Raw genomic sequence first — 20,328 nt, 5'->3', positions numbered from 1 at the left:
CTCGGGCTCCCCCTGCCCGAGGAGAAACAGCCCGCATGACCAAGCGTCACGGTTATGCACTGCTGGCCGCCGTGCTCGCGGTCATCGTGGTCGTCTCAGCGGCCATATACATCGGCGTCACGGGCGCCGACGACGACACGAAGGACCAGCTCAGCGCCTCGCCGCGCGGGCCGCGCAACTCCGCGGCCCCGGCGTCGGCGGGCACCTGGGTGGGCACCTGGTCCGCCTCCCCCGCGGGCGCCGAACCCGGCACCGGGGCGCGCGGCATGGCGGGGCGTTCCGTACGCAACGTGGTGCACACCAGCGTCGGCGGCGAGAGCACCCGCATCACCCTGTCGAACCTGTACGGCACCCAGCCGCTCACCGTCACGCACGCCTCCGTCGCCGTGGCCACCGCCTCGAACAACCCGACCGCGGCCGCCGGTACGCTGCGGCGGCTGACGTTCCGCGGCGACACCTCCGTGGTGGTCCAGCCCGGGCAGCAGATCGTCAGCGACGCCGTCCGGCTGCGTGTGCCGCACGACTCGGACCTGCTGGTCACGACGTTCTCGCCGACCGCGTCCGGGCCGGTGACGTACCACCCGCACGCGCGTCAGATCTCGTACGTCGCCGACGGTGACCACACCGAGGACCCGAGCGGGTCGGCGTACCACGAGCAGAGCCCCTACTGGCGCTATCTCTCCGCCGTCGACGTGCTCAGCAACGACACCGACGGGACCGTCGTCGTCATCGGCGACTCCATCACCGACGGCATCACCTCCACCATGGGCGCCAACCGTCGCTGGACCGACGTCCTCGCCGACCGGCTGCGCCAGGACGCCGGCGCGCCGCGCTACAGCGTCGTGAACCAGGGCATCAGCGGCAACCGTGTCCTGTCCGACGGGAGGCCCGGTGCCCGGGGCGGGCCCGGCGCCAACCCCAGCGGGCTCGCCCGCTTCGACCGTGACGTCCTCGGGCGCACCGGGGTCAAGGCCGTCGTCATCGCCCTCGGCATCAACGACATCCTGCGCAATCCGCAGGAGACCGATCCCCGGCGCATCACCGACGGGCTGCGGGAGCTGACCCGGCAGGCCCATGCCCGCGGGCTGCGGGTCGTCGGGGCGACGCTGATGCCCTTCGGCGGGCACCGGGGGTACACGCCCGCCCTGGAGGGCGTGCGGCAGGCCGTCAACAAGGAGATCCGCTCCGGCAAGGTCTTCGACGCGGTCGTCGACTTCGACAAGGCGCTGCGGGATCCCTACGATCCGCGGGCCCTGCTCGACCGGTACGACTCCGGCGACAGCCTGCACCCCAGCGACGAGGGGTTCCGCCGGATGGGCCAGGCGTTCAACCCGGCCGACCTGAAGGGCTCCTCGGCCGCAGAGCTCTAGCCCGCCGGGACCCGCGCCGGACCACCCCGTGCGGGTGGGACCACCCGCCCCCGATGCGGCGCTCCGCGCCTGGTTCTCAAACGCCGGACAGGCTCACTCCCACCCACCCGCACGGGACAACGGCCAGAGCGCCCCGCGAAGGTCAGTCCCTGCGCCGCTCCTCCCGCCTCCGCTCATGCTCCGCACGCCAGTCCTCGCGGCGCCGCTCGTGCAGCGCATGCCGCTCCTCCCGGCGCCGCGCCTGCAACTCCCGCCGCTCGGCCTTCAGCCGGGCCCGCTCCTGCTTGCGCAGCTTCCGCTCGACGGCGACCCCGCCCATGAGGGCGAACCCGGTGACGACGACGCGCGGCGACCCCGGCGTACCGGGCCCGGTGGCGTCGTCCCCGAAGCCACCCATGATCCCGAAGCCCTTGACGGTGACGTTGAGTTCGGGCGGCACGGTGACCTGGATCCCGCCCATGAGGGCGAAGCACCGAATGACGACGTCCCGCTCGGCGAACCGCGCCTCGCGCAGATCGATCTCCCCACCACCCCACATCGCGAAGGACGTGAAGAGCCGCCCGATCGTCCACCCGCCCTTGCGGTTGAACCCGCCCCAGATCGCGACGGCCCCACTGGACGAGGGCTCGCCCCCGACGACCCGCTCGTCCCAGTCGATCTCGTCGCTGTCCTCGCCCCCGGACCGCTTGACCATGGACACCTTGGGCCCGGGCGCGCCCCCGGACGGCAGATCCCGGGTGAGCGGGGCGAGCTCGCCGTACGTACGGGCCCGATAGGCCACGTCGAGGCGCTCGTTGAACTCCTCCATGTCGAGCCGCCCCTCGGCCAACGCCTCGCGCAGCACGTCGGCGACCTTCTCCCGGTCGGCGTCGGAGGCCCGCAGCTCGGCGGCAGCCACCTCGCCGGGGGTCGCCCGGACAGCAGGCGGCGAACCGGAGTCGTCCCGTCCGGATACGGGTGGCTCGTCCGGCGGTGGCGTGGGCCCGGCGTCCGTCATGCTGAGGTCACCTCGTGATGTCCGTGCCGGCGAATCCGGCCAACCTGCTTCTCCTGCTGGGGACCCGGGGGGCGCCCCGGAAATGCGCAGCACCCGCAGCCTACGAGGTCCCCCGGTCCGCGTACATCTTGGCAATCACGGCCTCGATGTCGGGTTCGCGCACGGACAGATCGACGAGGGGATAGCGCTCCGCGACCGCGGCGACCAGCGGCGCGGCCGACGCGGCGGCCGGGAACGCCAGCCACTGCCGGGGCCCCTCGACCTTCACGACCCGGGCCGACTCGACCTCCAGGGGCGGAAGTTCGCGTTCCAGGTCGACCACGAGGGTGCGCTCGCTCGCGCCCACCTCGTGCAGCCCGGCCAGCGGCCCGTCGTACATCAGACGCCCGTGGTCGATGACCATGACGCGCTTGCACAGCTGCTCGATGTCGGTGAGGTCGTGGGTGGTCAGGAGCACGGTGGTGCCGGACCCGGCGTTCAGGTCGCGCAGGAAGCCGCGGACCTTGGCCTTGCTGACGACGTCGAGCCCGATGGTCGGCTCGTCGAGGTAGAGCACCTCGGGGTCGTGCAGGAGCGCCGCGGCGATGTCGCCGCGCATCCGCTGCCCGAGGGAGAGCTGACGCACGGGCACGTCCAACAGCTCGCCGAGGTCGAGGAGTTGGACGCACCGGTCGAGGTTCTCGGCGTAGCGCCGGTCGGGGATGCGGTACATGCGGTGCATCAGGCGGTACGAGTCGATGAGGGGCAGGTCCCACCACAGGGTGGTGCGCTGGCCGAAGACCACGCCGATGCGCCGGGCGAGCCGGGTGCGCTCGCGGGCCGGGTCGATGCCCGCGACCCTGAGGCGGCCGCCGCTGGGCGTGAGGATGCCGGTGAGCATCTTGATGGTGGTGGACTTGCCCGCGCCGTTGGGCCCGATGTAGCCGACCATCTCGCCGCGCGGCACCCGGAAGGTGATGCCGTCGACGGCCCGCACCTGGTGCCGCTCGCGGCGCAGGAAACCGGTCTTCCTGCGGACGTCGAAGATCTTCTCGACCCCGTCGAGCGCGATGAAGTCGGCGTCCGGGCCGGGGCCCGGGACCGTGTCCATGGCGTATCGGCTCCCTGTGCTCATGACGTATCAGCTCCCTGTGCTGCGGTAAGAGCGGAGTCCCGCGCGCCACGCGAGGCCCGCGAGCGCGCAGCAGGCGACGGCGACCAGCGGCGGTGTGAAGGCGGCCCAGGACGGCAGGCCGAGCGGATAGGGGCGGCCGAGCACGTACAGGCCGGGCAGCCAGTTCACGAAGGCGATGGGCACCAGGAAGGTGGCGCCGCGCACCAGGTCCTTGCCGAAGACGGTCGGCGGGTACTGCAGGAGCGTGTTGCCGCCGTAGGTGAAGGCGTTCTGCACCTCGGAGGCGTCCTGCGCGACGAACTGGAAGGCCGCGCCCGCCACGAAGACGGCCATGAAGATCCCCGCGCCGCTGACCAGCATCAGCGGGACGAGCAGCACCTTCAGGGGCGTCCAGGCGATGTCGACGGCGGCGCAGGCCCACCCGAGGATCAGGAGCCCCTGCACCACCCGCCCCAGCCTGCGCAGCGCGAACTGGTCCGCCGCGACCTGCGCGAGCACCGGCGCGGGCCGCACCAGGAGCGTGTCGAGGGTGCCGTCGCGCACCCGTCTGCCGAGCCGGTCCATGGAGCCGATGGCGAGGTCGGCGAGGCCGAAGGCGCTGGAGGCCGCGCCGTACAGGAAGGCGACCTCGGGGAGCCGGTAGCCGCCGAGCACGTCGACCTGGGAGAACATCAGCAGGATGGCGGCGAAGTCGAGGGCGGTCGCCGTGAGGTTGCCGAGGGCCGTCATGACGAAGGACGCGCGGTAGGCGAGGGTGGACCGGATCCACATGGCGGTGATCATCCGGTAGGCGCGCAGCCCGTCCCCGGCCCGGTCCAGCGGCCCGTCGGCGGTCCCCGCACGCAGCCCGGACGGCCGGTCCCCCGGACCGGCCGGACCCACCGGCCCCCCGCCCCGCCGCTCCCCCCGCCGGGTCCCCTCAGCCACCCTGCACCACCACCCGCCGCGTCGCCACGGCCTGGAGCACCCGTCCCGCGGCGAGCAGCACGACGGCCCACCCGGCCTGGAAGGCGTACGTCCCCGCCAGCTCCGCGACGCCCGAGCGCTCGCCGAGCAGCACATCGGCGGGCACCTGGATCAGCGCCGACCAGGGCAGCGCGCGGGCGACCTCGCCGAGGGCGCCGGGGAAGACGTTCAGGGGCAGCAGCATCCCGGAGAAGAACGTGCTCGCGAGCCACGCCATCTGGGCGACGCCGGTGCCGTCGAGAAGCCAGAAGGCGCTGAGCGCCACCAGGAACCGCAGCGCGAAGCTGACCACCACCGCGAGCAGCACGGCGACCGCCGCCGCGAGCCACGTCAACACATCGCCCGGAAGAGCCAGTTGAAAGACGATCCCGCCGAACAGCATCGGCACCACGCCGCGCGCGAGCAGCTGGAACAGCGCCCGGCCCAGGTCGCCCGCGAGCCACCAGGCCTGGAGGTCGGCCGGGCGGTACAGGTCGATGGCGATGTCACCCGTGCGGATGCGCCGCATCAGCTCGTCCTCGAAGCCGCCGCCCATCACCGCGACGGTCGTCAGGAGCCCCTGCCCGAGCCACACGTACGTGAGAGCCTGCGCCTGGTCGTATCCTCCAAGTCCAGGCTTCTCGTCCCACAGGGCAATATAGGTGTAGGTCAGGATCACTCCGAAGACAGTGTTGGTGAACACACCGGCCAAGGTCGCGATCCGGTACGTGGCGAACCGCCGGAAGCTGCCGGCGGCGACGGCCGCGTACAGGCGGAACCGTCCTGATCTCACGAACATCCCTTTCAGAGAGCCTCGTACCGCTCCAGGCCACCGCGCCCGGGCCAGCGCCCGGACCAAAGCGCAGGAGCCTAGTGCGGTCGGGGCCGACCGTGCCAGGCAATTTCGCCCCACGGAGCGTGCCTGGCCTGAAAGGCATGCGGCGACAGTGTGCAATGGGTCGTACGAGGCGTACTGGATGTATGAGGCGTACGAGATGTACGACGCGAACCGGGAGTTCCGCGAGACATGAGCAGCGACGAGCCACAGCGTCAGCCGGGCGACGGGCAGGAGGAGCCCGCCGCCCGGCGGAGCGAACCCGCTGCCCGGCAGGACGGGCCCGCCGAGGAACCGGCCGAGCGGGCCTCCCGGCCGAGCGACCCCGCGCCGGGCGACCGCGCTCCGGGCGGCGAGCCGGGCGACCGCACCCCGGCCGACCGCCCGACACCCCCGAAGGGCACACCCAGCTCCGGCACTCCCGACAGCGGCCCCTCCACCCAGCAGCTCCGCCCGCTCGGCCGCCCCAAGGGCGCCGCGCCCCAGGGCTCGCCCCAGGGCACCCCCGACCCCTCCACCCAGCAGCTGCGGGCCGTCCCTCCGGGGCCGGGACCGCGACCGGGCCAGGGCCAGGGCCAGCAGCGCCAGGGCTGGGCGCCGCGCGAGCCCGAGCAGGGTGCCGCCGGGGCCGAGGGCACCGCCGCGTCCGTGGCGGCCGCGGGTGCCCCGGGTGACGGGGCCACCGGCAAGGCGGCCAAGAACGGCAAGAAGAAGCGCCCCAAGCGCAAGGGCTGGCGGCGGCTCTTCCCGACCTGGCGGATGGTGCTCGCCGGGTTCATCTTCGTGGTCCTGCTGTGCGTGGGCGGGTTCACCGCGGGCTATCTGCTGATCGACATCCCGCCCGCGAACGCCCTGGCCACCAAGCAGGCCAACGTCTACCTGTACGCCGACGGCAGCGAGCTGGCCCGCGACAGCAAGGGCGCGAACCGCGAGAACGTCCCTCTGTCCAAGGTCCCCAAGCACGTGCAGCACGCCGTGCTCGCGGCCGAGGACCGGGACTTCTACGGCGAGTCCGCCGTCGACCCGAAGGCGATGCTCCGAGCCGCCTGGAACACGGTCACCGGCAAGGGCAAGCAGTCCGGCTCGACGATCACCCAGCAGTACGTGAAGAACTACTACCTGGGCCAGGAGCAGACGGTCACCCGCAAGGTGAAGGAGTTCTTCATCTCGATCAAGCTGGACCGCGAGGTGAGCAAGGACGACATCCTCGAGGGCTATCTGAACACCAGCTACTTCGGCCGCAACGCCTACGGCGTCCAGGCCGCCGCGCAGGCGTACTACGGCAAGGACGTCGAGGACCTGAGCGTCGGCCAGGGCGCGTACCTCGCCACCCTCGTGAACTCCCCGAACGCCTACGACGTGGCGACGCACCCGGAGAACAAGACCGCCGCGCAGGGCCGCTGGAACTACGTCCTGAACGGCATGGTCAAGGAGGGCTGGCTGCCCTCCGCCGACCGCAAGAAGCAGAAGTTCCCGATGCCGGACCAGGCCAAGGGCACCCAGGACCTGTCCGGGCAGCGCGGCTATGTGGTCAAGGCCGTCGAGGACTACCTCATCGAGAACAAGATCATCGAGGAGGACGCCCTCAGCAAGGGCGGCTACCGCATCACGACCACCCTGCAGAAGCCGCGGCAGAACGCGTTCGTGAAGGCCGTCGACGACCAGGTGATGTCGAAGCTCGACAAGAAGGCCCGCAAGATCGACCGGAACGTGCGGGTGGGCGGCGCGTCCGTGGACCCGAAGACCGGCAAGGTCGTCGCGATGTACGGCGGCATCGACTACACCAAGCAGTTCGTCAACAACGCCACTCGACGGGATTACCAGGTCGGCTCGACCTTCAAGCCGTTCGTGTTCACCTCGGCCGTGCAGAACGGCTCGACCACGCAGTCCGGCACCCCGATCACGCCGAACACGATCTACGACGGCAACAACCGGCGCCCGGTGCAGGGCTGGGACGGCGGCCAGTACGCGCCCGCCAACGAGGACGACGGCATGTACGGCGACATCACGGTGCGCGAGGCCACGGACAAGTCCGTGAACTCCGTGTACGCGCAGATGGCCGTCGACGTGGGCTCCGACCGGGTCAAGGACACCGCGGTCGCGCTCGGCGTGCCGGAGAAGACCCCGGACCTCACGGCCTCCCCGTCCATCGCGCTCGGCCCGTCCACGGCGTCCGTGCTCGACATGACGGAGGCGTACGCGACGCTCGCGAACCACGGCCAGCACGGCTCGTACACGCTCGTCGAGAAGATCACCAAGGACGGCGAGGACGTCGCGCTGCCGGAGCGGGGCGAGAAGACGGCGGTGAGCCGCGAGGCCGCGGACACCACCACGTCGATCCTGCGCAGCGTCGTCGACTCCGGCACCGGCACCGAGGCGCTCGCCGCGGGCCGCCCGGCGGCGGGCAAGACGGGCACGGCCGAGGAGGACAAGGCGGCCTGGTTCGCGGGCTACACGCCGGACCTGGCGACGGTCGTGGCCGTGATGGGCCAGGACCCGCAGACGGCCGCGCAGACGCCGCTGTACGGCGCGCTCGGCGAGCGGCGCATCAACGGCGGCGGCTATCCGGCGCGGGTCTGGGCGCAGTTCACCAAGGACGCCCTGGAGGGCAAGCCGGCGAAGGAGTTCGACCTGGAGCTGGAGCCGGGCGCGGACGTACCGGTGCAGCCCGACCCGTCGCAGAGCGCCGAGGAGCCGGACCCGGACGAGGACACGGGCGGCGCGACCGGCGGCGACGAGGACACCGGCGGCACGGACGGCGGTGCCGCGGACGGCGGCGGCGACCAGGGCGGCCAGAACCAGGGGCAGAACCAGGGCCAGAACCAGGGGCCGACCGGCGGTCAGGACCAGGGCGGCCAGAACCAGGGGCCGACCGGGGGGCAGGACCAGGGCGGCCAGACACAGGGCCAGAACCAGGGCCAGACGCAGGGGCAGAGCCAGGGGCCGACCGGCGGCGGAGACGACGGGGGCGCCGCGGACGGCGGCACCGACCAGGGCGGCCAGCAAGGCGCCCTGGGCGGGCTCACCCAGGGGACGACCACCGGGCCACGCGGCCGCGGCGACTGACCCCCTGCCTCAGTGGCCGCTCGTCGCCTTCAGACCCACGACGGCGACGAGCAGCAGGCAGACGAAGAAGATCCGGGCGGCGGTGGCGGGCTCGCCGAGCGCGAGCATGCCGACCACCGCGGCTCCGGCGGCCCCGATGCCGACCCACACGCCGTAGGCCGTGCCGATGGGCAGGGTCTTGGCGGCGTAGGACAGCAGCAGCATGCTGGCGACGATGCCCGCGCCGGTGAACACACTCGGCCACAGGCGGGTGAAACCCTCGGTGAACTTCATGCCGATCGACCAGCCGACTTCAAGCAGACCGGCGACGATGAGCAGGACCCAGGCCATGACGGCACCTCCGAAAAAGGGACTTCAGGGGTGCGTCGTCTTTGCGGATCCCGGTACGGCGCGTCTCGTCGGGGTCCTTCCAAGGTAGCAAAGGGCATGCGAAAGGGGCCGGTGACGATGGTCACCAGCCCCTTCTCGGCTGCGTCGGGCCGGGGCCGCCCGGCCCCGGGCGCTACAGGTAGAGCCCGGTGGAGTCCTCGGACCCCTCGAAGCGGTCCGCGGCCACGGCGTGCAGATCGCGCTCGCGCATCAGGACGTACGCCACGCCCCGCACCTCGACCTCGGCGCGGTCCTCGGGGTCGTACAGGACCCGGTCGCCCGGCTCCACCGTGCGCACGTTCTGCCCCACGGCGACCACCTCGGCCCAGGCCAGGCGCTTGCCGACGGCCGCGGTCGCGGGGATCAGGATGCCGCCGCCGGAGCGCCGCTCGCCCTCCGCGGTGTCCTGACGCACGAGCACACGGTCGTGCAGCATCCGGATCGGCAGCTTGTCGTCGTGGGTGCTTGGTTCAGATGTCTTGGCGCTCACGCCCCGAACCTACCTGCCCCCGCGCGCCTTGTACGCCTCCGGGTCAGCCCTTGCGGCGCCTGGAGCCCGCCGCGAGGAGCCCCACCAGGCCCACCACGACCAGGGCCACCGGCACGATCCGCTCCACGCGGGGCGCACCGTCCTCGGCGACGAACTGGGCCTTCACATCGGAGACGAGGCGATTCGCGCCGACATAGGCCCGCCCGAGCGACTGGTCGACGCTCGAAGCGATCTTGGCCTTGGCGTCCCCGACGATCGTCTTCGGGTGGACCCGCACCCCGATCTCGTCGAGGGTCTCGGCGAGCTGGTCGCGCCGGCGCTTGATGTCCGCCTCGATCTGCGCAGGGGTCCTGGCATCCGCATCCGACACCGCGCTGCCTCCGTGGGTGTGTTCCGTGTACTGGGTACTGGTCGTTCCACAGTCTGTCAGCTTCACCCCCGTCGCACCCCATGGCACCCCTATTACGCTCGACTCCGTCACCACATCCCTGATGCGTGCGCGCCCGCGCGTGCTGCCTGCGAGGAGACCGTAAATGAGCGAGCGACTTCAGCCCGGGGACACCGCCCCCGCCTTCACCCTGCCCGACGCCGACGGCAAGGACGTCTCCCTCGCGGACCACAAGGGCCGCAAGGTCATCGTCTACTTCTACCCGGCGGCCCTGACCCCCGGCTGCACCAAGCAGGCCTGCGACTTCACCGACAACCTGGACGTGCTGGCGGCCGCGGGCTACGACGTCATCGGCGTCTCCCCCGACAAGCCGGAGAAGCTCGCCAAGTTCCGCGAGAAGGAGAACCTGAAGGTCACGCTGGTCGGCGACCCGTCCAAGGAGACCCTGGAGGCGTACGGCGCCTTCGGCGAGAAGAAGCTGTACGGCAAGACGGTGACCGGTGTGATCCGCTCGACGGTCGTCGTGGACGAGGCGGGCAAGGTCGAGCACGCCTTCTACAACGTGAAGGCCACCGGCCACGTCGCCAAGATCATCAGGGACCTGGGGGTCTGATCCCCCCGGCCCGGCGCCGGCCCGGCCGCCGCCCGCGGATGTGACAAAGCCCCCCTCACGGGGGGGCTTTCGTTTGCGTTCGCGGAGTGCGAGCAAGTGATCCCGTGGACCATCGTCAGCGAAAGGATCAGCTCCATGGCGGCCAGCCAGCACCCGGCCGACCCCGAGGCCGACGTTCTGCCCGGTACCGACCCGGCGGCGGTGAAACGTCACCGCACGCTGTTCCGGGCCATCAGACGGCGCCGGAACCCGCCCTTGCGGCGCACCGACATCACGGTGACCGACGAGGCGGCCGTGCGGCGTGCGGTGAAAGCGGCCTCGCTCGGCAATGCCATGGAGTGGTTCGACTTCGGCATCTACAGCTATCTGGCCGTCACCATCGGGCATGTCTTCTTCCCGTCCGGGAACGACACCGCCCAGCTGATCTCGTCGTTCGCCACCTTCGCGGTCTCGTTCCTGGTGCGGCCGCTCGGCGGCATGGTGTTCGGCCCGATGGGCGACAAGATCGGCCGTAAGAAGGTCCTCGCCCTGACGATGATCCTGATGGCGGTCGGCACCTTCGCCATCGGCCTGATCCCGAGCTACGCCACCATCGGCTTCTGGGCCCCGGTGCTGCTGATCCTCTTCCGGCTAGTGCAGGGCTTCTCCACGGGCGGTGAGTACGGCGGCGCCTCCACGTTCATCGCCGAGTACGCGCCGGACAAGCGGCGCGGCTACTTCGGCAGCTTCCTGGAGTTCGGCACCCTCGCCGGGTACGTGGGCGCGGCGGGCCTGGTCACCATCCTGACCACGACGCTGGACGACGGCGCCATGGAGGCGTGGGGCTGGCGGATCCCGTTCCTGGTCGCCGGCCCGCTCGGCCTGGTCGGCCTGTATCTGCGGCTGCGTCTGGACGAGACCCCGGCGTTCCAGAAGCTGGAGGACCAGACGTACCACTCGGCGACCGAGGCGGCCTCCGCTGTCGAGACCTCCGCCAAGGGCGACCTCGCGAAGATCTTCCGCGAGTACTGGCCGACGCTGATCCTGTGCATCGCCCTCGTCGGCGCGTACAACATCACCGACTACATGCTCCTGTCGTACATGCCGACGTACCTGACCGACGAGCTCGGCTACGACGACACCCACGGGCTGCTGATCCTCATCGCCACGATGGTGGTCCTGATGCTGGTGATCAACCGGATCGGCGTCCTGTCGGACCGCTACGGCCGCAAGCCGCTCCTGATGACGGGCATGGTGGGCTTCCTCGTCCTGTCGGTCCCGGCCTTCCTGCTGATCAAGCAGGGCGCCCTGGTCGCCGTCTCGGCGGGCATGCTGATGCTCGGCCTGTCCCTGGTGTGCCTGCTCGGCACGATGTCGGCGACGCTCCCCGCGCTGTTCCCCACCCCGGTGCGCTACGGCTCCCTCTCGGTGGGCTACAACCTGTCCGCCTCGCTGTTCGGCGGCACCGCGCCGCTGGTGATCACCGCGCTGATCAGCGTCACGGGTACGGACATGATGCCCGCGTACTACGCGATGGCCGCCGCCGTCGTCGGCATCATCGCGGTGGCCTGCATGAAGGAGACCGCGCAGCGACCCCTCAGCGGCTCGCCGCCGTCGGTGGAGAGCAAGGAGGAGGCCGCCGAACTGGTCGAGGCGCAGGCCACGGCGCCGAAGTTCTGACTCCCCCGGCAGCTCCGGCCGGGCGGCGATTACGATGGGCGCGGCACGCGGCCGTGGTGGAACTGGCAGTCACGCTGGGTTTAGGTCCCAGTGGGGTAACACCCGTGAGGGTTCGAGTCCCTCCGGCCGCACGCGCACGAAGGGCGCCCCCGAGGGGGCGCCCTTCGCCGTGTCCGGTGTCCGGCTCGCCGTGTCCGCGGCTCAGCCGAGCAGTTCGCGCACCACGGGGACCAGCGCGCGGAACGCCTTGCCGCGGTGGCTGATCGCGTTCTTCTCGTCCGCCGTCAGCTCGGCGCAGGTGCGGGTGTCGCCCTCGGGCTGGAGGATCGGGTCGTAGCCGAAGCCGCCGGTGCCCGCCGGAGTGTGCCGCAGGGTGCCGAGCAGCCGCCCCTCGACCACCCGCTCCGTGCCGTCCGGCAGCGCGAGGGCCGCCGCGCACGCGAAGTGGGCGCCGCGGTGCGGGTCGTCGATGTCGCCGAGCTGGGCGAGAAGGAGGTCCAGGTTGGCGCGGTCGTCGCCGTGGCGGCCCGCCCAGCGCGCGGAGAAGATGCCGGGGGCGCCGTTCAGCACGTCGACGCAGAGCCCCGAGTCGTCGGCGACGGCGGGAAGCCCGGTGGCCTTGGCCAGGGCGTGCGCCTTCAGGAGGGCGTTCTCGGCGAAGGTGACGCCGGTCTCCTTGACGTCGGGGATCTCCGGGTAGGCGTCCGCGCCGACGAGCTCGTGGTCGAGCCGGGCGTCGGCGAGGATCGCCTTGAGCTCGACGAGCTTGCCGGCGTTGCGGGTGGCGAGGATGAGGCGGGTCATGGGACCAGTATCGCGGCCCCGCGACCGGCCCGTTCCGGCGCGCCCCGTCCCGTCGGCGTGACACGCGCTGTGTCCCCCGCCGTGCCTCCCCGCCATGCCTCTGGCCATGTCTCCCGCCGGGGCGCCCCGGACGGGGCGCGCCGTCGGCCGGGTCAGTCGGTGCAGACCTTCGTCAGCTCCTTGGCCGCGTCGACGGCCGGGCTGAGGTCGGGGGACTTGTCGCCGCCGTCCTTGGAGGCGTCGCGGATGTTGTCGACGGCCTTGTCCAGGTGGTCCAGGGCCTTGTCCACGTCGGCGTCGTCGGACTTGTCGCGGATGTCGTCGAGGTTGTCCTCGATGTCGTCCAGCGCGTCGTCGGCCTTGCCGGGGTTCAGCGCGGCGTCCTGGGCGGCCTCCTGCATGTCCTGGACGTTGTCGTGGATCGCGTCGGCCGTCTTGACGCAGTCGACGGCCTTGTCGACGGGGTCGCAGGCCACGAGGCCGGAGACCGCCGGAACTGCGATCAGAGCGGTGATGATGGCGGTAGCGGTACGGCGGTGGCGCGCGGCCATGCGGAATTCCCTCCCCGTTGCGGACGGACGCACGGCTTGGCCCGTACGCCCGCATCCGTAAGAACGCCCGTCCGGGCCCCGAGGGTTGCTTCCCACGCCGGGCGAACCGAACCGCGCACCGCCCGCGCCCCCACCCAACTCGACCGCACCGCGCGCCACTTGGGCCGCGCCCGACGTTATGCCCTACTTGACCGCTTCGAGCGCTTCGCTCTGGTACGCGGCGAGGTCGACGCAGCCGCCGACGGCCAGGTCGAGCAGCGCGTTCAGCTCCTCGCGGGCGAACGGCTCGGCCTCGGCGGTTCCCTGGACCTCGACGAAGCGGCCGTCGCCGGTGCACACGACGTTCATGTCGGTGTCGGCCTTCACGTCCTCCTCGTAGCAGAGGTCGAGCAGCGGCACGCCGCCGACGATGCCGACGGAGACCGCGCTGACCGTGCCGGTGAGCGGCTTGCGCCCGGCCTTGATCAGCTTCTTGCCCTGGGCCCAGGCGACGGCGTCGGCCAGCGCGACGTACGCGCCGGTGATGGCGGCGGTGCGGGTGCCGCCGTCGGCCTGGAGGACGTCGCAGTCCAGGACGATGGTGTTCTCTCCGAGGGCCTTGTAGTCGATGACGGCGCGCAGCGAGCGGCCGATGAGGCGGCTGATCTCGTGCGTGCGGCCGCCGATCTTGCCGCGTACGGACTCGCGGTCGCCGCGGGTGTTGGTGGAGCGCGGCAGCATCGAGTACTCGGCGGTGACCCAGCCCTCGCCGCTGCCCTTGCGCCAGCGGGGCACGCCCTCCGTGACGGAGGCCGTGCAGAAGACCTTGGTGTCACCGAAGGAAACGAGGACGGAGCCCTCGGCGTGCTTGCTCCACCCACGCTCAATGCTGACGGGACGAAGCTGTTCGGGGGTACGGCCGTCGATACGAGACATGCGCTTGAGCCTATCGGGACGAACGCCCCCTCGGCCCGGACGGGGGCGCCCCCGATCGGGGATGCCCCCGCACGCGTGAGGGCCCCGTCCCGGCAAGCGGAACAAGGCCCTCACGGCACAGCACAGCGCAAGCGTTACATCATGTCTTCGATGTCCGCCGCGATCGGGTCCGCGTCCGTCCCGATGACGACCTGGACGGCCGTCCCCATCTTCACGACCCCGTGCGCGCCCGCGGCCTTCAGCGCGGCGTCGTCGACCAGGGCCGGGTCCTTGACCTCCGTACGGAGGCGGGTGATGCAGCCCTCGACCTCTTCGATGTTGTCGATGCCGCCGAGCCCGGCAACGATCTTCTCAGCCTTGCTGGCCATGGTGTTCTCCCTGCTCTGAAAAGGACGCGGCCACGACACCGTAGGTCCGCTTTGTCACGGTAACGCACGGTTGGCCCATCTTCGCGGGCGGTCACGGCACTCGTACCCAATCATGACGATCAAGGTGTCACCCCTGGCGGGGCGGTGCCGACCACCGTCCACAACTGGTCTACACCAGTTTTCAACGACCGCCAAACCTGGCCGGTTCCGGGAGGAACGCCGATGAGTTCCACTGCCGCCGCGATACCCCAGAAGAAGTGGTGGAACGGCCTTTTCCAGGGCCTGCAGAAGATGGGCCGCAGCCTCCAACTGCCCATCGCCGTCCTGCCCGCAGCGGGCATCCTGAACCGGCTCGGCCAGCCGGACGTCTTCGGCGACGACGGCCTCGGCTGGACCAACGTCGCCAAGGTCTTCGCGGCCGCGGGCGGCGCCCTGCTCGACTCCTCGCTCGGCCTGCCGCTCCTCTTCTGCATCGGCGTGGCGATCGGCATGGCGAAGAAGGCGGACGGCTCCACCGCGCTCGCCGCGGTCGCGGGCTTCCTCGTCTACTACGCGGTCCTGCGCGCGTTCCCCGACGACTGCCCCGCGGGCGCCGACTTCGCGGGCGCCGGGATGTGGAGCGGGGTCTGCGTGGCCGAGGACGGCACCCCGGCGCAGGCCGCGTACCAGAATCCAGGGGTCTTCGGCGGCATCGTCATGGGCCTGCTCGCCGCCTGGTTCTGGCAGCGCTACCACCGCGTGAAGCTCGTCGACTGGCTCGGCTTCTTCAACGGCCGCCGCCTGGTCCCGATCATCATGGCCTTCGTCGGCCTGGTCTTCGCGGGCCTGTGCGTCTGGGTCTGGCCGCCCATCGGCGACGGCCTGACCAGCTTCTCCAAGTGGCTGGTGGACCTCGGCTGGCTGGGCTCGGGCATCTTCGGCGTGGCCAACCGCGCGCTGCTGACCGTCGGCCTGCACCAGTTCCTGAACACCTTCGTCTGGTTCCAGTTCGGGGACTACACCAAGGCGGACGGCACGATCGTCCACGGCGACATCAACCGCTTCCTCGCGGGCGACCCGACGGCGGGCCAGTTCACCTCGGGCTTCTTCCCGATCATGATGTTCGCGCTGCCCGCGGCGGCCCTCGCGATCACGCACGCGGCTCGCCCCGAGCGGCGCAAGGTGGTCGGCGGCATGATGCTCTCGGTCGGCCTGACGTCCTTCGTCACCGGCATCACCGAGCCGATCGAGTACTCGTTCCTGTTCATCGCGCCCGCGCTGTACGCGATCCACGCGCTGCTCACCGGCGTCTCGATGGCGGTCACCTGGGGGCTCGGGGTGAAGGACGGCTTCAGCTTCTCCGCCGGCCTCATCGACTACGTCATCAACTGGAGCCTGGCCACGAAACCCTGGCTGATCATCCCGATCGGCCTCGCGTTCGCGGTGGTCTACTACTTCCTGTTCCTCTTCGTGATCAAGAAGTTCGACCTGGCCACTCCGGGACGCGAACCGGAAGAGGAGGCACAGGCGTTGGACGAGGAGCAGACCAAGGCATAGGCAGGCATACGCACGGAAGCGGAACCTGCCGCGATACCCTTTGCCAGGCCCTCGGACCCTATGGTCCGGGGGCCTTTCGCCGTGGATGCGGTGTTATGGCCGACCCCACAGGAATCGCGGGTTCCTTATGTCGCCTTGACCGTGTTACAACAGGTCTACACCACTGAGTGGTGTAGACCACCTGGATGCTGTCGCAACCCCCTGAACTGTCCCCTGACAGCACCCGCACATGGAGGAAGTCATGAGTACGGCCACCGCCAAGGCGGCGCCCGCGAAGAAGCGGGGCTCAAGTGTGTTGCAGGGTCTGCAGAAGGTGGGACGCAGCCTGCAGCTGCCCATCGCGGTCCTGCCCGCGGCGGGCATCCTGCTGCGCCTCGGCCAGCCGGACGTGTTCGGCGCCGACGGCCTCGGCTGGGGCAAGGTCGCCACGGTCTTCGCCACCGCCGGTGACGCCGTCTTCGCGAACATGCCGCTGCTGTTCTGCATCGGTGTCGCGATCGGCTTCGCGAAGAAGGCGGACGGCTCCACCGCGCTGGCCGCGCTCGTCGGCTTCCTGGTCTACAAGAACGTGCTGACCGCGTTCCCGGTGACCGAGGCGAAGATCACCAAGGGTGCGGACGTCGCCGCGACGTACAACGACCCCAAGGTCTTCGGCGGCATCATCATGGGCCTCATATCCGCCGTGGTCTGGCAGCGGTTCCACCGCACCAAGCTGGTGGACTGGCTCGGCTTCTTCAACGGCCGCCGTCTGGTCCCGATCCTGATGGCCTTCATCGGCACCGCCCTGGGTGTCGTCTTCGGCCTCGCCTGGGGCCCGGTCGGTGACGCCATCACCAACTTCGGCGAGTGGATGACCGACCTCGGCTCGGTCGGCGCCGGCATCTTCGGCGTGGTCAACCGCGCGCTTCTGCCGGTCGGCATGCACCAGTTCGTGAACACCGTCGCCTGGCAGGAGATCGGCTCCTTCACCGACTCCGCCGGTGCCGTCTGGCACGGCGACATCCAGCGCTTCATGCACGGCGACCCGACCGCCGGTCAGTTCATGTCCGGCTTCTTCCCGATCATGATGTTCGCGCTGCCCGCGGTGGCCCTGGCCATCACGCACACCGCCCGCCCCGAGCGCCGCAAGGTCGTCGGCGGCATGATGATGTCCCTCGCGCTGACCTCGTTCGTCACCGGCATCACCGAGCCGATCGAGTTCGCCTTCATGTTCATCGCGCCGGTCCTGTACGTGATCCACGCGATCCTCACGGCCGTCGCCATGACCGTCACCTGGGCCCTGGGCGTGCACCACGGCTTCACGTTCTCGGCGGGCGCCATCGACTACGTCCTGAACTGGAAGTTCGCCGAGAAGCCCTGGCTGATCATCCCCATCGGCCTCGTCTTCGCCGCGGTCTACTACGTCGTCTTCCGCTTCGCGATCGTCAAGTTCAACCTCCCGACCCCGGGCCGCGAGCCCGAGGAGGAGGTCGAGGACCTCACCAAGGCGTGAGCCTCACCCCGCACCAGCACCTGGGCCCCCGGAACCTCTCGGTTCCGGGGGCCCATGTCGTCGTACGGCTCTCAGATCTCGTACGTCGCCCCTGCCGCCGCCAGCTCCGTCGGGCCGCCGGTGAAGACCTCCCGGGCGTCGGCGAGGTTCACCGCCGGGTCCGTCCACGGCGGGATGTGCGTGAGCACCAGGCGCCGGGCGCCCGCGCGGTGGGCGGACTCCCCGGCCTCGCGGCCGTTGAGGTGCAGGTCCGGGATGTTCTCCTTGCCGTGCGTGAACGCGGCCTCGCAGAGGAACAGATCGGTGTCGGCGGCGAGTTCGTCGAGGGCCGTGCAGGTGCCGGTGTCCCCGGAGTACGTCAGCGACCGGCCGCCGTGCTCGACGCGGATCGCGTACGCCTCGACGGGGTGGCACACCTTCTCCGTACGCACGGAGAACGGGCCGATCTCGAAGGCGCCGGGCTTGACCGTGTGGAAGTCGAAGACCTCGCTCATCGAGGACGCGGAGGGCGTGTCGGCGTACGCCGTGGTCAGGCGCTGCTCGGTGCCCTCGGGGCCGTAGACCGGGATGGGGGCGCAGCGGCCGCCGTCGTGCCGGTAGTAGCGGGCCACGAAGTACGCGCACATGTCAATGCAGTGATCGGCGTGCAGATGACTGAGGAAGATCGCGTCGAGGTCGTACAGACCGATGTGGCGCTGCAGCTCGCCCAGGGCGCCATTGCCCATGTCGAGCAGCAGCCGGAAGCCGTCGGCCTCGACGAGGTAGCTCGAGCAGGCCGAGTCCGCGGACGGAAACGACCCCGAGCAGCCGACGACGGTGAGCTTCATAGAGCTGGAACCTCCACGCTGGCGATCGGGGGAAACGGGGGCGTGCGGTCCGTCGAGCGTAAAGCGCGAAAGGGCGCCTCGCTCCTCCGTCGTGGGCCGTTGTGGGCGAAGTCACCGGTCACGTCACTCTTCCCCCGTAGTTCCGGGGGGTGGGCGTAACCCCGCACAGCCCACATCAGCACCGGGTCAGCACGGTGCCGCAGAACCCCGCTCCAGGCGGCCAGGCTCAGCACGCCGTGCAGCGCGCGGGCTCCCCGCTCCGTGGAGTCGGGAAGAAGGTGACCGTAGATGTCCACGGTCGTGGTGATGCTCTTGTGCCCCAGCAAGCGGGACACGTCCAGGATGGGCAGACCGGCCGACAGCGAGGCCGATGCGAAGACGATCAGCGACGACTTCGGGTACGGGCACGTCACGCCACTCCCCCGCCTGTCGGTGCTTGAGCGGCACGAGGGCTGGCCGGAGCAGCCTTCCTGGTCCTTCCGCCTCTGCACCTGCTGACGAACCCGCAGGACTCCCGGACGGAAGTGCGACCGGGAAGGACGTGGAGCCTCCTTCTGAGCCTCCGCCTCTTCGCGCCATACACGCGCGGCACTGGTGCGGAATGAAACAAGGACGACGACGGCCGCAACAGCGACGGATACGAAGGCCGCCCCGGTCGACAGGATCTGAGTGGACGGCATAGGCCTCCGAGGGCATGAGAAAGGGCCCCGGTGGGGGCCGGATGCGTGTAGGACAGGAAGCAAGTGGGAGGCGCCTCGGTCGAGGAGGACGTGTGACGACAGGCGGTGCAGATCGGCGCGTGAGGCTGCGTCTGGCACGGCAACGGCTGCGGCCTGGTGCAGTCCGAGCACGGGAGAGGGAGGAGCCGCAGCACCAAGCCGCGGAGCGCGGACGGTGGCGACGCCTCACCTGGTGGGTTCAGGTCGGGACCGCCCTCGCTGGCATCGCAGCCGTCGGAGGCATCGTGTTTACCGGGATCGCCACGTATTACAGCGCTCGTGTGGCAGAGGATCAGTTAGAGCAGTCCCAGCAGGATGCAGAGAAAGAAGCCGAATCCCAGGCCGCCAAGGTGACTTTCTACGGAACGGATAGCAGAACCAAAGTCAGTTCGCGGTACAACATAGTAAATCGGTCTGCGGATCCTGTGTCTGACGTCTCGCTAGTCGTACATGCGTGGGTGAAAGTAGACGCCATCTCGGTGCGGCAGATCCCCCTGAGAATGATATTAGCGAGCATCCCTCCATGCTCGCGCATCATCATCGATTCATCGAAGTTGGGGACCGTAGATTACAGGGGGCGAGAACGGAAGGTGCTCCCAGACGAGACTCTAGCCATTACGCTCTTGGATTTTGCTGACAGCAGGGGCGCAATCTGGCAACGCAGCCTGAAAGCATTGAAAAGAATCACGCCAGAGGAGCGGATCGTGCCGCCAAGGAGTGCTGGAGATGATGATTCTCCCTATGTCACCTTGAGGAAACCCGCCGTGGTGACGCAGGTGAAACCTTGTACAAACTTCTAGTGGTCTCATTTGTCGTGCGTCTGTGACTGGCAAGAACACGGCGGGAGCTGCGAGGCCGGGACCTTCCCGTTCTCGTCGAGCTGCTGCTTGCCGGGCACGACACAAAGCTAGCTGCACCATCAGCGCCCCGGCACCTCATCAGTACCGGGGCCTTCGGCTGTGCGGTTCATTTTGAAGAGATCGACTCAGCCGACACCCGTACACAGGGGCAATACGGCACCCCTGCGGTCCTCATGGGAGCGGAGCCAGGGCATTACCCCCAGGCGATCTCCGTGCCGGCCTTCACAGCCGCGCGCAGGTCGTCATGCTCGATCGCTTCGGCACGCTGCCTCCACAGGGCCGCGCACACATCGCAGTGAGCCACAGGCGCACAGTCGAGCAACCAGGCGTTGAAGCCTGCTGGAACAGCCGCAAGGTGCGGAGGGAGTTGAGTCCGCGTTCTAGGGGGTCATGGGTCACCAGACTCCGCG

Annotated in this window: 20 protein-coding genes, 1 tRNA gene and 1 riboswitch; of the genes, 9 read left to right on the top strand and 12 right to left on the bottom strand. The window is 70.1% G+C overall.

The genetic code is table 11. The annotated features are described in order from the left end of the window. Positions 1–35 precede the first annotated feature (35 nt). Positions 36–1,370 (top strand): SGNH/GDSL hydrolase family protein, encoded by a 1,335-nt coding sequence (locus ACZ6AA_RS16765; RefSeq protein WP_471458611.1) that lies wholly within the window; start codon positions 36–38, stop codon positions 1,368–1,370. Positions 1,371–1,512: 142 nt separating this feature from the next. On the opposite strand, the gene ACZ6AA_RS16760 is transcribed toward ACZ6AA_RS16765, so the two are convergent. The 4 genes from ACZ6AA_RS16760 to ACZ6AA_RS16745 all read right to left on the bottom strand — a co-directional run bounded on the left by ACZ6AA_RS16760 (position 1,513) and on the right by ACZ6AA_RS16745 (position 5,225). After that, positions 1,513–2,367 carry a DUF1707 SHOCT-like domain-containing protein gene (locus ACZ6AA_RS16760; RefSeq protein ID WP_471458609.1) on the bottom strand — a complete coding sequence of 285 codons (855 nt, stop codon included), beginning with the start codon at positions 2,365–2,367 and terminating at the stop codon, positions 1,513–1,515. A gap of 100 nt (positions 2,368–2,467) precedes the next feature. Then, on the bottom strand, positions 2,468–3,481 hold the full coding sequence (locus ACZ6AA_RS16755) for an ABC transporter ATP-binding protein (RefSeq protein WP_468449961.1): 1,014 nt from the start codon (positions 3,479–3,481) through the stop codon (positions 2,468–2,470). Between the two features lie 6 nt (positions 3,482–3,487). Further along, the gene (locus tag ACZ6AA_RS16750; protein WP_468449962.1) at positions 3,488–4,408 is read right to left on the bottom strand and encodes an ABC transporter permease; all 921 of its coding nucleotides are present in this window, start codon (positions 4,406–4,408) and stop codon (positions 3,488–3,490) included. Further along, the gene (locus tag ACZ6AA_RS16745; RefSeq protein ID WP_468449963.1) at positions 4,401–5,225 is read right to left on the bottom strand and encodes an ABC transporter permease; all 825 of its coding nucleotides are present in this window, start codon (positions 5,223–5,225) and stop codon (positions 4,401–4,403) included. Before ACZ6AA_RS16745 ends, ACZ6AA_RS16750 begins: the two co-directional genes overlap by 8 nt. Before the next feature lie 795 nt (positions 5,226–6,020). On the opposite strand from ACZ6AA_RS16745, the gene ACZ6AA_RS16740 reads away from it, so the two are divergent. Further along, the gene (locus tag ACZ6AA_RS16740; RefSeq protein ID WP_471458965.1) at positions 6,021–8,327 is read left to right on the top strand and encodes a transglycosylase domain-containing protein; all 2,307 of its coding nucleotides are present in this window, start codon (positions 6,021–6,023) and stop codon (positions 8,325–8,327) included. 9 nt (positions 8,328–8,336) lie between these two features. On the opposite strand, the gene ACZ6AA_RS16735 is transcribed toward ACZ6AA_RS16740, so the two are convergent. The 3 genes from ACZ6AA_RS16735 to ACZ6AA_RS16725 all read right to left on the bottom strand — a co-directional run bounded on the left by ACZ6AA_RS16735 (position 8,337) and on the right by ACZ6AA_RS16725 (position 9,556). Then, positions 8,337–8,657, bottom strand: coding sequence for a DMT family transporter (locus ACZ6AA_RS16735; protein ID WP_468449964.1), 321 nt, complete (start codon positions 8,655–8,657; stop codon positions 8,337–8,339). A gap of 29 nt (positions 8,658–8,686) precedes the next feature. Continuing rightward, positions 8,687–8,756: riboswitch (guanidine-III (ykkC-III) riboswitch) on the bottom strand. 73 nt (positions 8,757–8,829) lie between these two features. Then, positions 8,830–9,132: a GroES family chaperonin gene (locus ACZ6AA_RS16730; RefSeq protein WP_106967814.1), complete on the bottom strand. Its 303-nt coding sequence runs from the start codon at positions 9,130–9,132 to the stop codon at positions 8,830–8,832. 97 nt (positions 9,133–9,229) lie between these two features. After that, positions 9,230–9,556: a DUF3618 domain-containing protein gene (locus ACZ6AA_RS16725; RefSeq protein WP_468449965.1), complete on the bottom strand. Its 327-nt coding sequence runs from the start codon at positions 9,554–9,556 to the stop codon at positions 9,230–9,232. Between the two features lie 163 nt (positions 9,557–9,719). On the opposite strand from ACZ6AA_RS16725, the gene bcp reads away from it, so the two are divergent. The 3 genes from bcp to ACZ6AA_RS16710 all read left to right on the top strand — a co-directional run bounded on the left by bcp (position 9,720) and on the right by ACZ6AA_RS16710 (position 11,977). Continuing rightward, positions 9,720–10,187, top strand: a complete 468-nt coding sequence (bcp, locus tag ACZ6AA_RS16720; protein WP_289950358.1) for a thioredoxin-dependent thiol peroxidase — start codon at positions 9,720–9,722, stop codon at positions 10,185–10,187. 135 nt (positions 10,188–10,322) lie between these two features. After that, positions 10,323–11,846 carry a glycine betaine/L-proline transporter ProP gene (proP, locus tag ACZ6AA_RS16715; protein WP_468449967.1) on the top strand — a complete coding sequence of 508 codons (1,524 nt, stop codon included), beginning with the start codon at positions 10,323–10,325 and terminating at the stop codon, positions 11,844–11,846. Positions 11,847–11,893: 47 nt separating this feature from the next. Next, positions 11,894–11,977: transfer RNA gene (locus ACZ6AA_RS16710), tRNA-Leu, on the top strand. Positions 11,978–12,047: 70 nt separating this feature from the next. Here the strand turns inward: ACZ6AA_RS16710 and rdgB are convergent. The 4 genes from rdgB to ACZ6AA_RS16690 form a co-directional block, all read right to left on the bottom strand. Continuing rightward, the gene (rdgB, locus tag ACZ6AA_RS16705; protein ID WP_468449968.1) at positions 12,048–12,650 is read right to left on the bottom strand and encodes an RdgB/HAM1 family non-canonical purine NTP pyrophosphatase; all 603 of its coding nucleotides are present in this window, start codon (positions 12,648–12,650) and stop codon (positions 12,048–12,050) included. Positions 12,651–12,802: 152 nt separating this feature from the next. Further along, positions 12,803–13,201, bottom strand: coding sequence for a hypothetical protein (locus ACZ6AA_RS16700; protein WP_468482874.1), 399 nt, complete (start codon positions 13,199–13,201; stop codon positions 12,803–12,805). A gap of 183 nt (positions 13,202–13,384) precedes the next feature. Beyond that, positions 13,385–14,116, bottom strand: coding sequence for a ribonuclease PH (gene rph / locus ACZ6AA_RS16695; RefSeq protein WP_468482873.1), 732 nt, complete (start codon positions 14,114–14,116; stop codon positions 13,385–13,387). Positions 14,117–14,250: 134 nt separating this feature from the next. Further along, positions 14,251–14,484 carry a PTS sugar transporter subunit IIB gene (locus ACZ6AA_RS16690; RefSeq protein WP_055553187.1) on the bottom strand — a complete coding sequence of 78 codons (234 nt, stop codon included), beginning with the start codon at positions 14,482–14,484 and terminating at the stop codon, positions 14,251–14,253. Positions 14,485–14,706: 222 nt separating this feature from the next. On the opposite strand from ACZ6AA_RS16690, the gene ACZ6AA_RS16685 reads away from it, so the two are divergent. Then, a complete protein-coding gene (locus ACZ6AA_RS16685; RefSeq protein WP_468482872.1) occupies positions 14,707–16,020 on the top strand; it encodes a PTS transporter subunit EIIC in 1,314 nt (437 codons plus the stop codon). Positions 16,021–16,261: 241 nt separating this feature from the next. Beyond that, on the top strand, positions 16,262–17,512 hold the full coding sequence (locus ACZ6AA_RS16680; RefSeq protein ID WP_380854682.1) for a PTS transporter subunit EIIC: 1,251 nt from the start codon (positions 16,262–16,264) through the stop codon (positions 17,510–17,512). 71 nt (positions 17,513–17,583) lie between these two features. On the opposite strand, the gene ACZ6AA_RS16675 is transcribed toward ACZ6AA_RS16680, so the two are convergent. After that, complete coding sequence (locus tag ACZ6AA_RS16675) at positions 17,584–18,339, bottom strand: MBL fold metallo-hydrolase (RefSeq protein WP_471458603.1); 756 nt, start codon at positions 18,337–18,339, stop codon at positions 17,584–17,586. A gap of 288 nt (positions 18,340–18,627) precedes the next feature. Here ACZ6AA_RS16675 and ACZ6AA_RS16670 point away from each other — a divergent pair, with 288 nt between their 5' ends. Both ACZ6AA_RS16670 and ACZ6AA_RS16665 read left to right on the top strand, forming a co-directional pair. Then, complete coding sequence (locus ACZ6AA_RS16670) at positions 18,628–18,837, top strand: hypothetical protein (protein ID WP_471458601.1); 210 nt, start codon at positions 18,628–18,630, stop codon at positions 18,835–18,837. Positions 18,838–19,339: 502 nt separating this feature from the next. Beyond that, positions 19,340–19,858, top strand: a complete 519-nt coding sequence (locus tag ACZ6AA_RS16665; protein ID WP_468449974.1) for a hypothetical protein — start codon at positions 19,340–19,342, stop codon at positions 19,856–19,858. Positions 19,859–20,328 lie beyond the last annotated feature (470 nt).

This window comes from Streptomyces sp. NPDC040610 (assembly GCF_055594065.1).
This window is presented reverse-complemented; position numbering and strand designations above follow the sequence as displayed.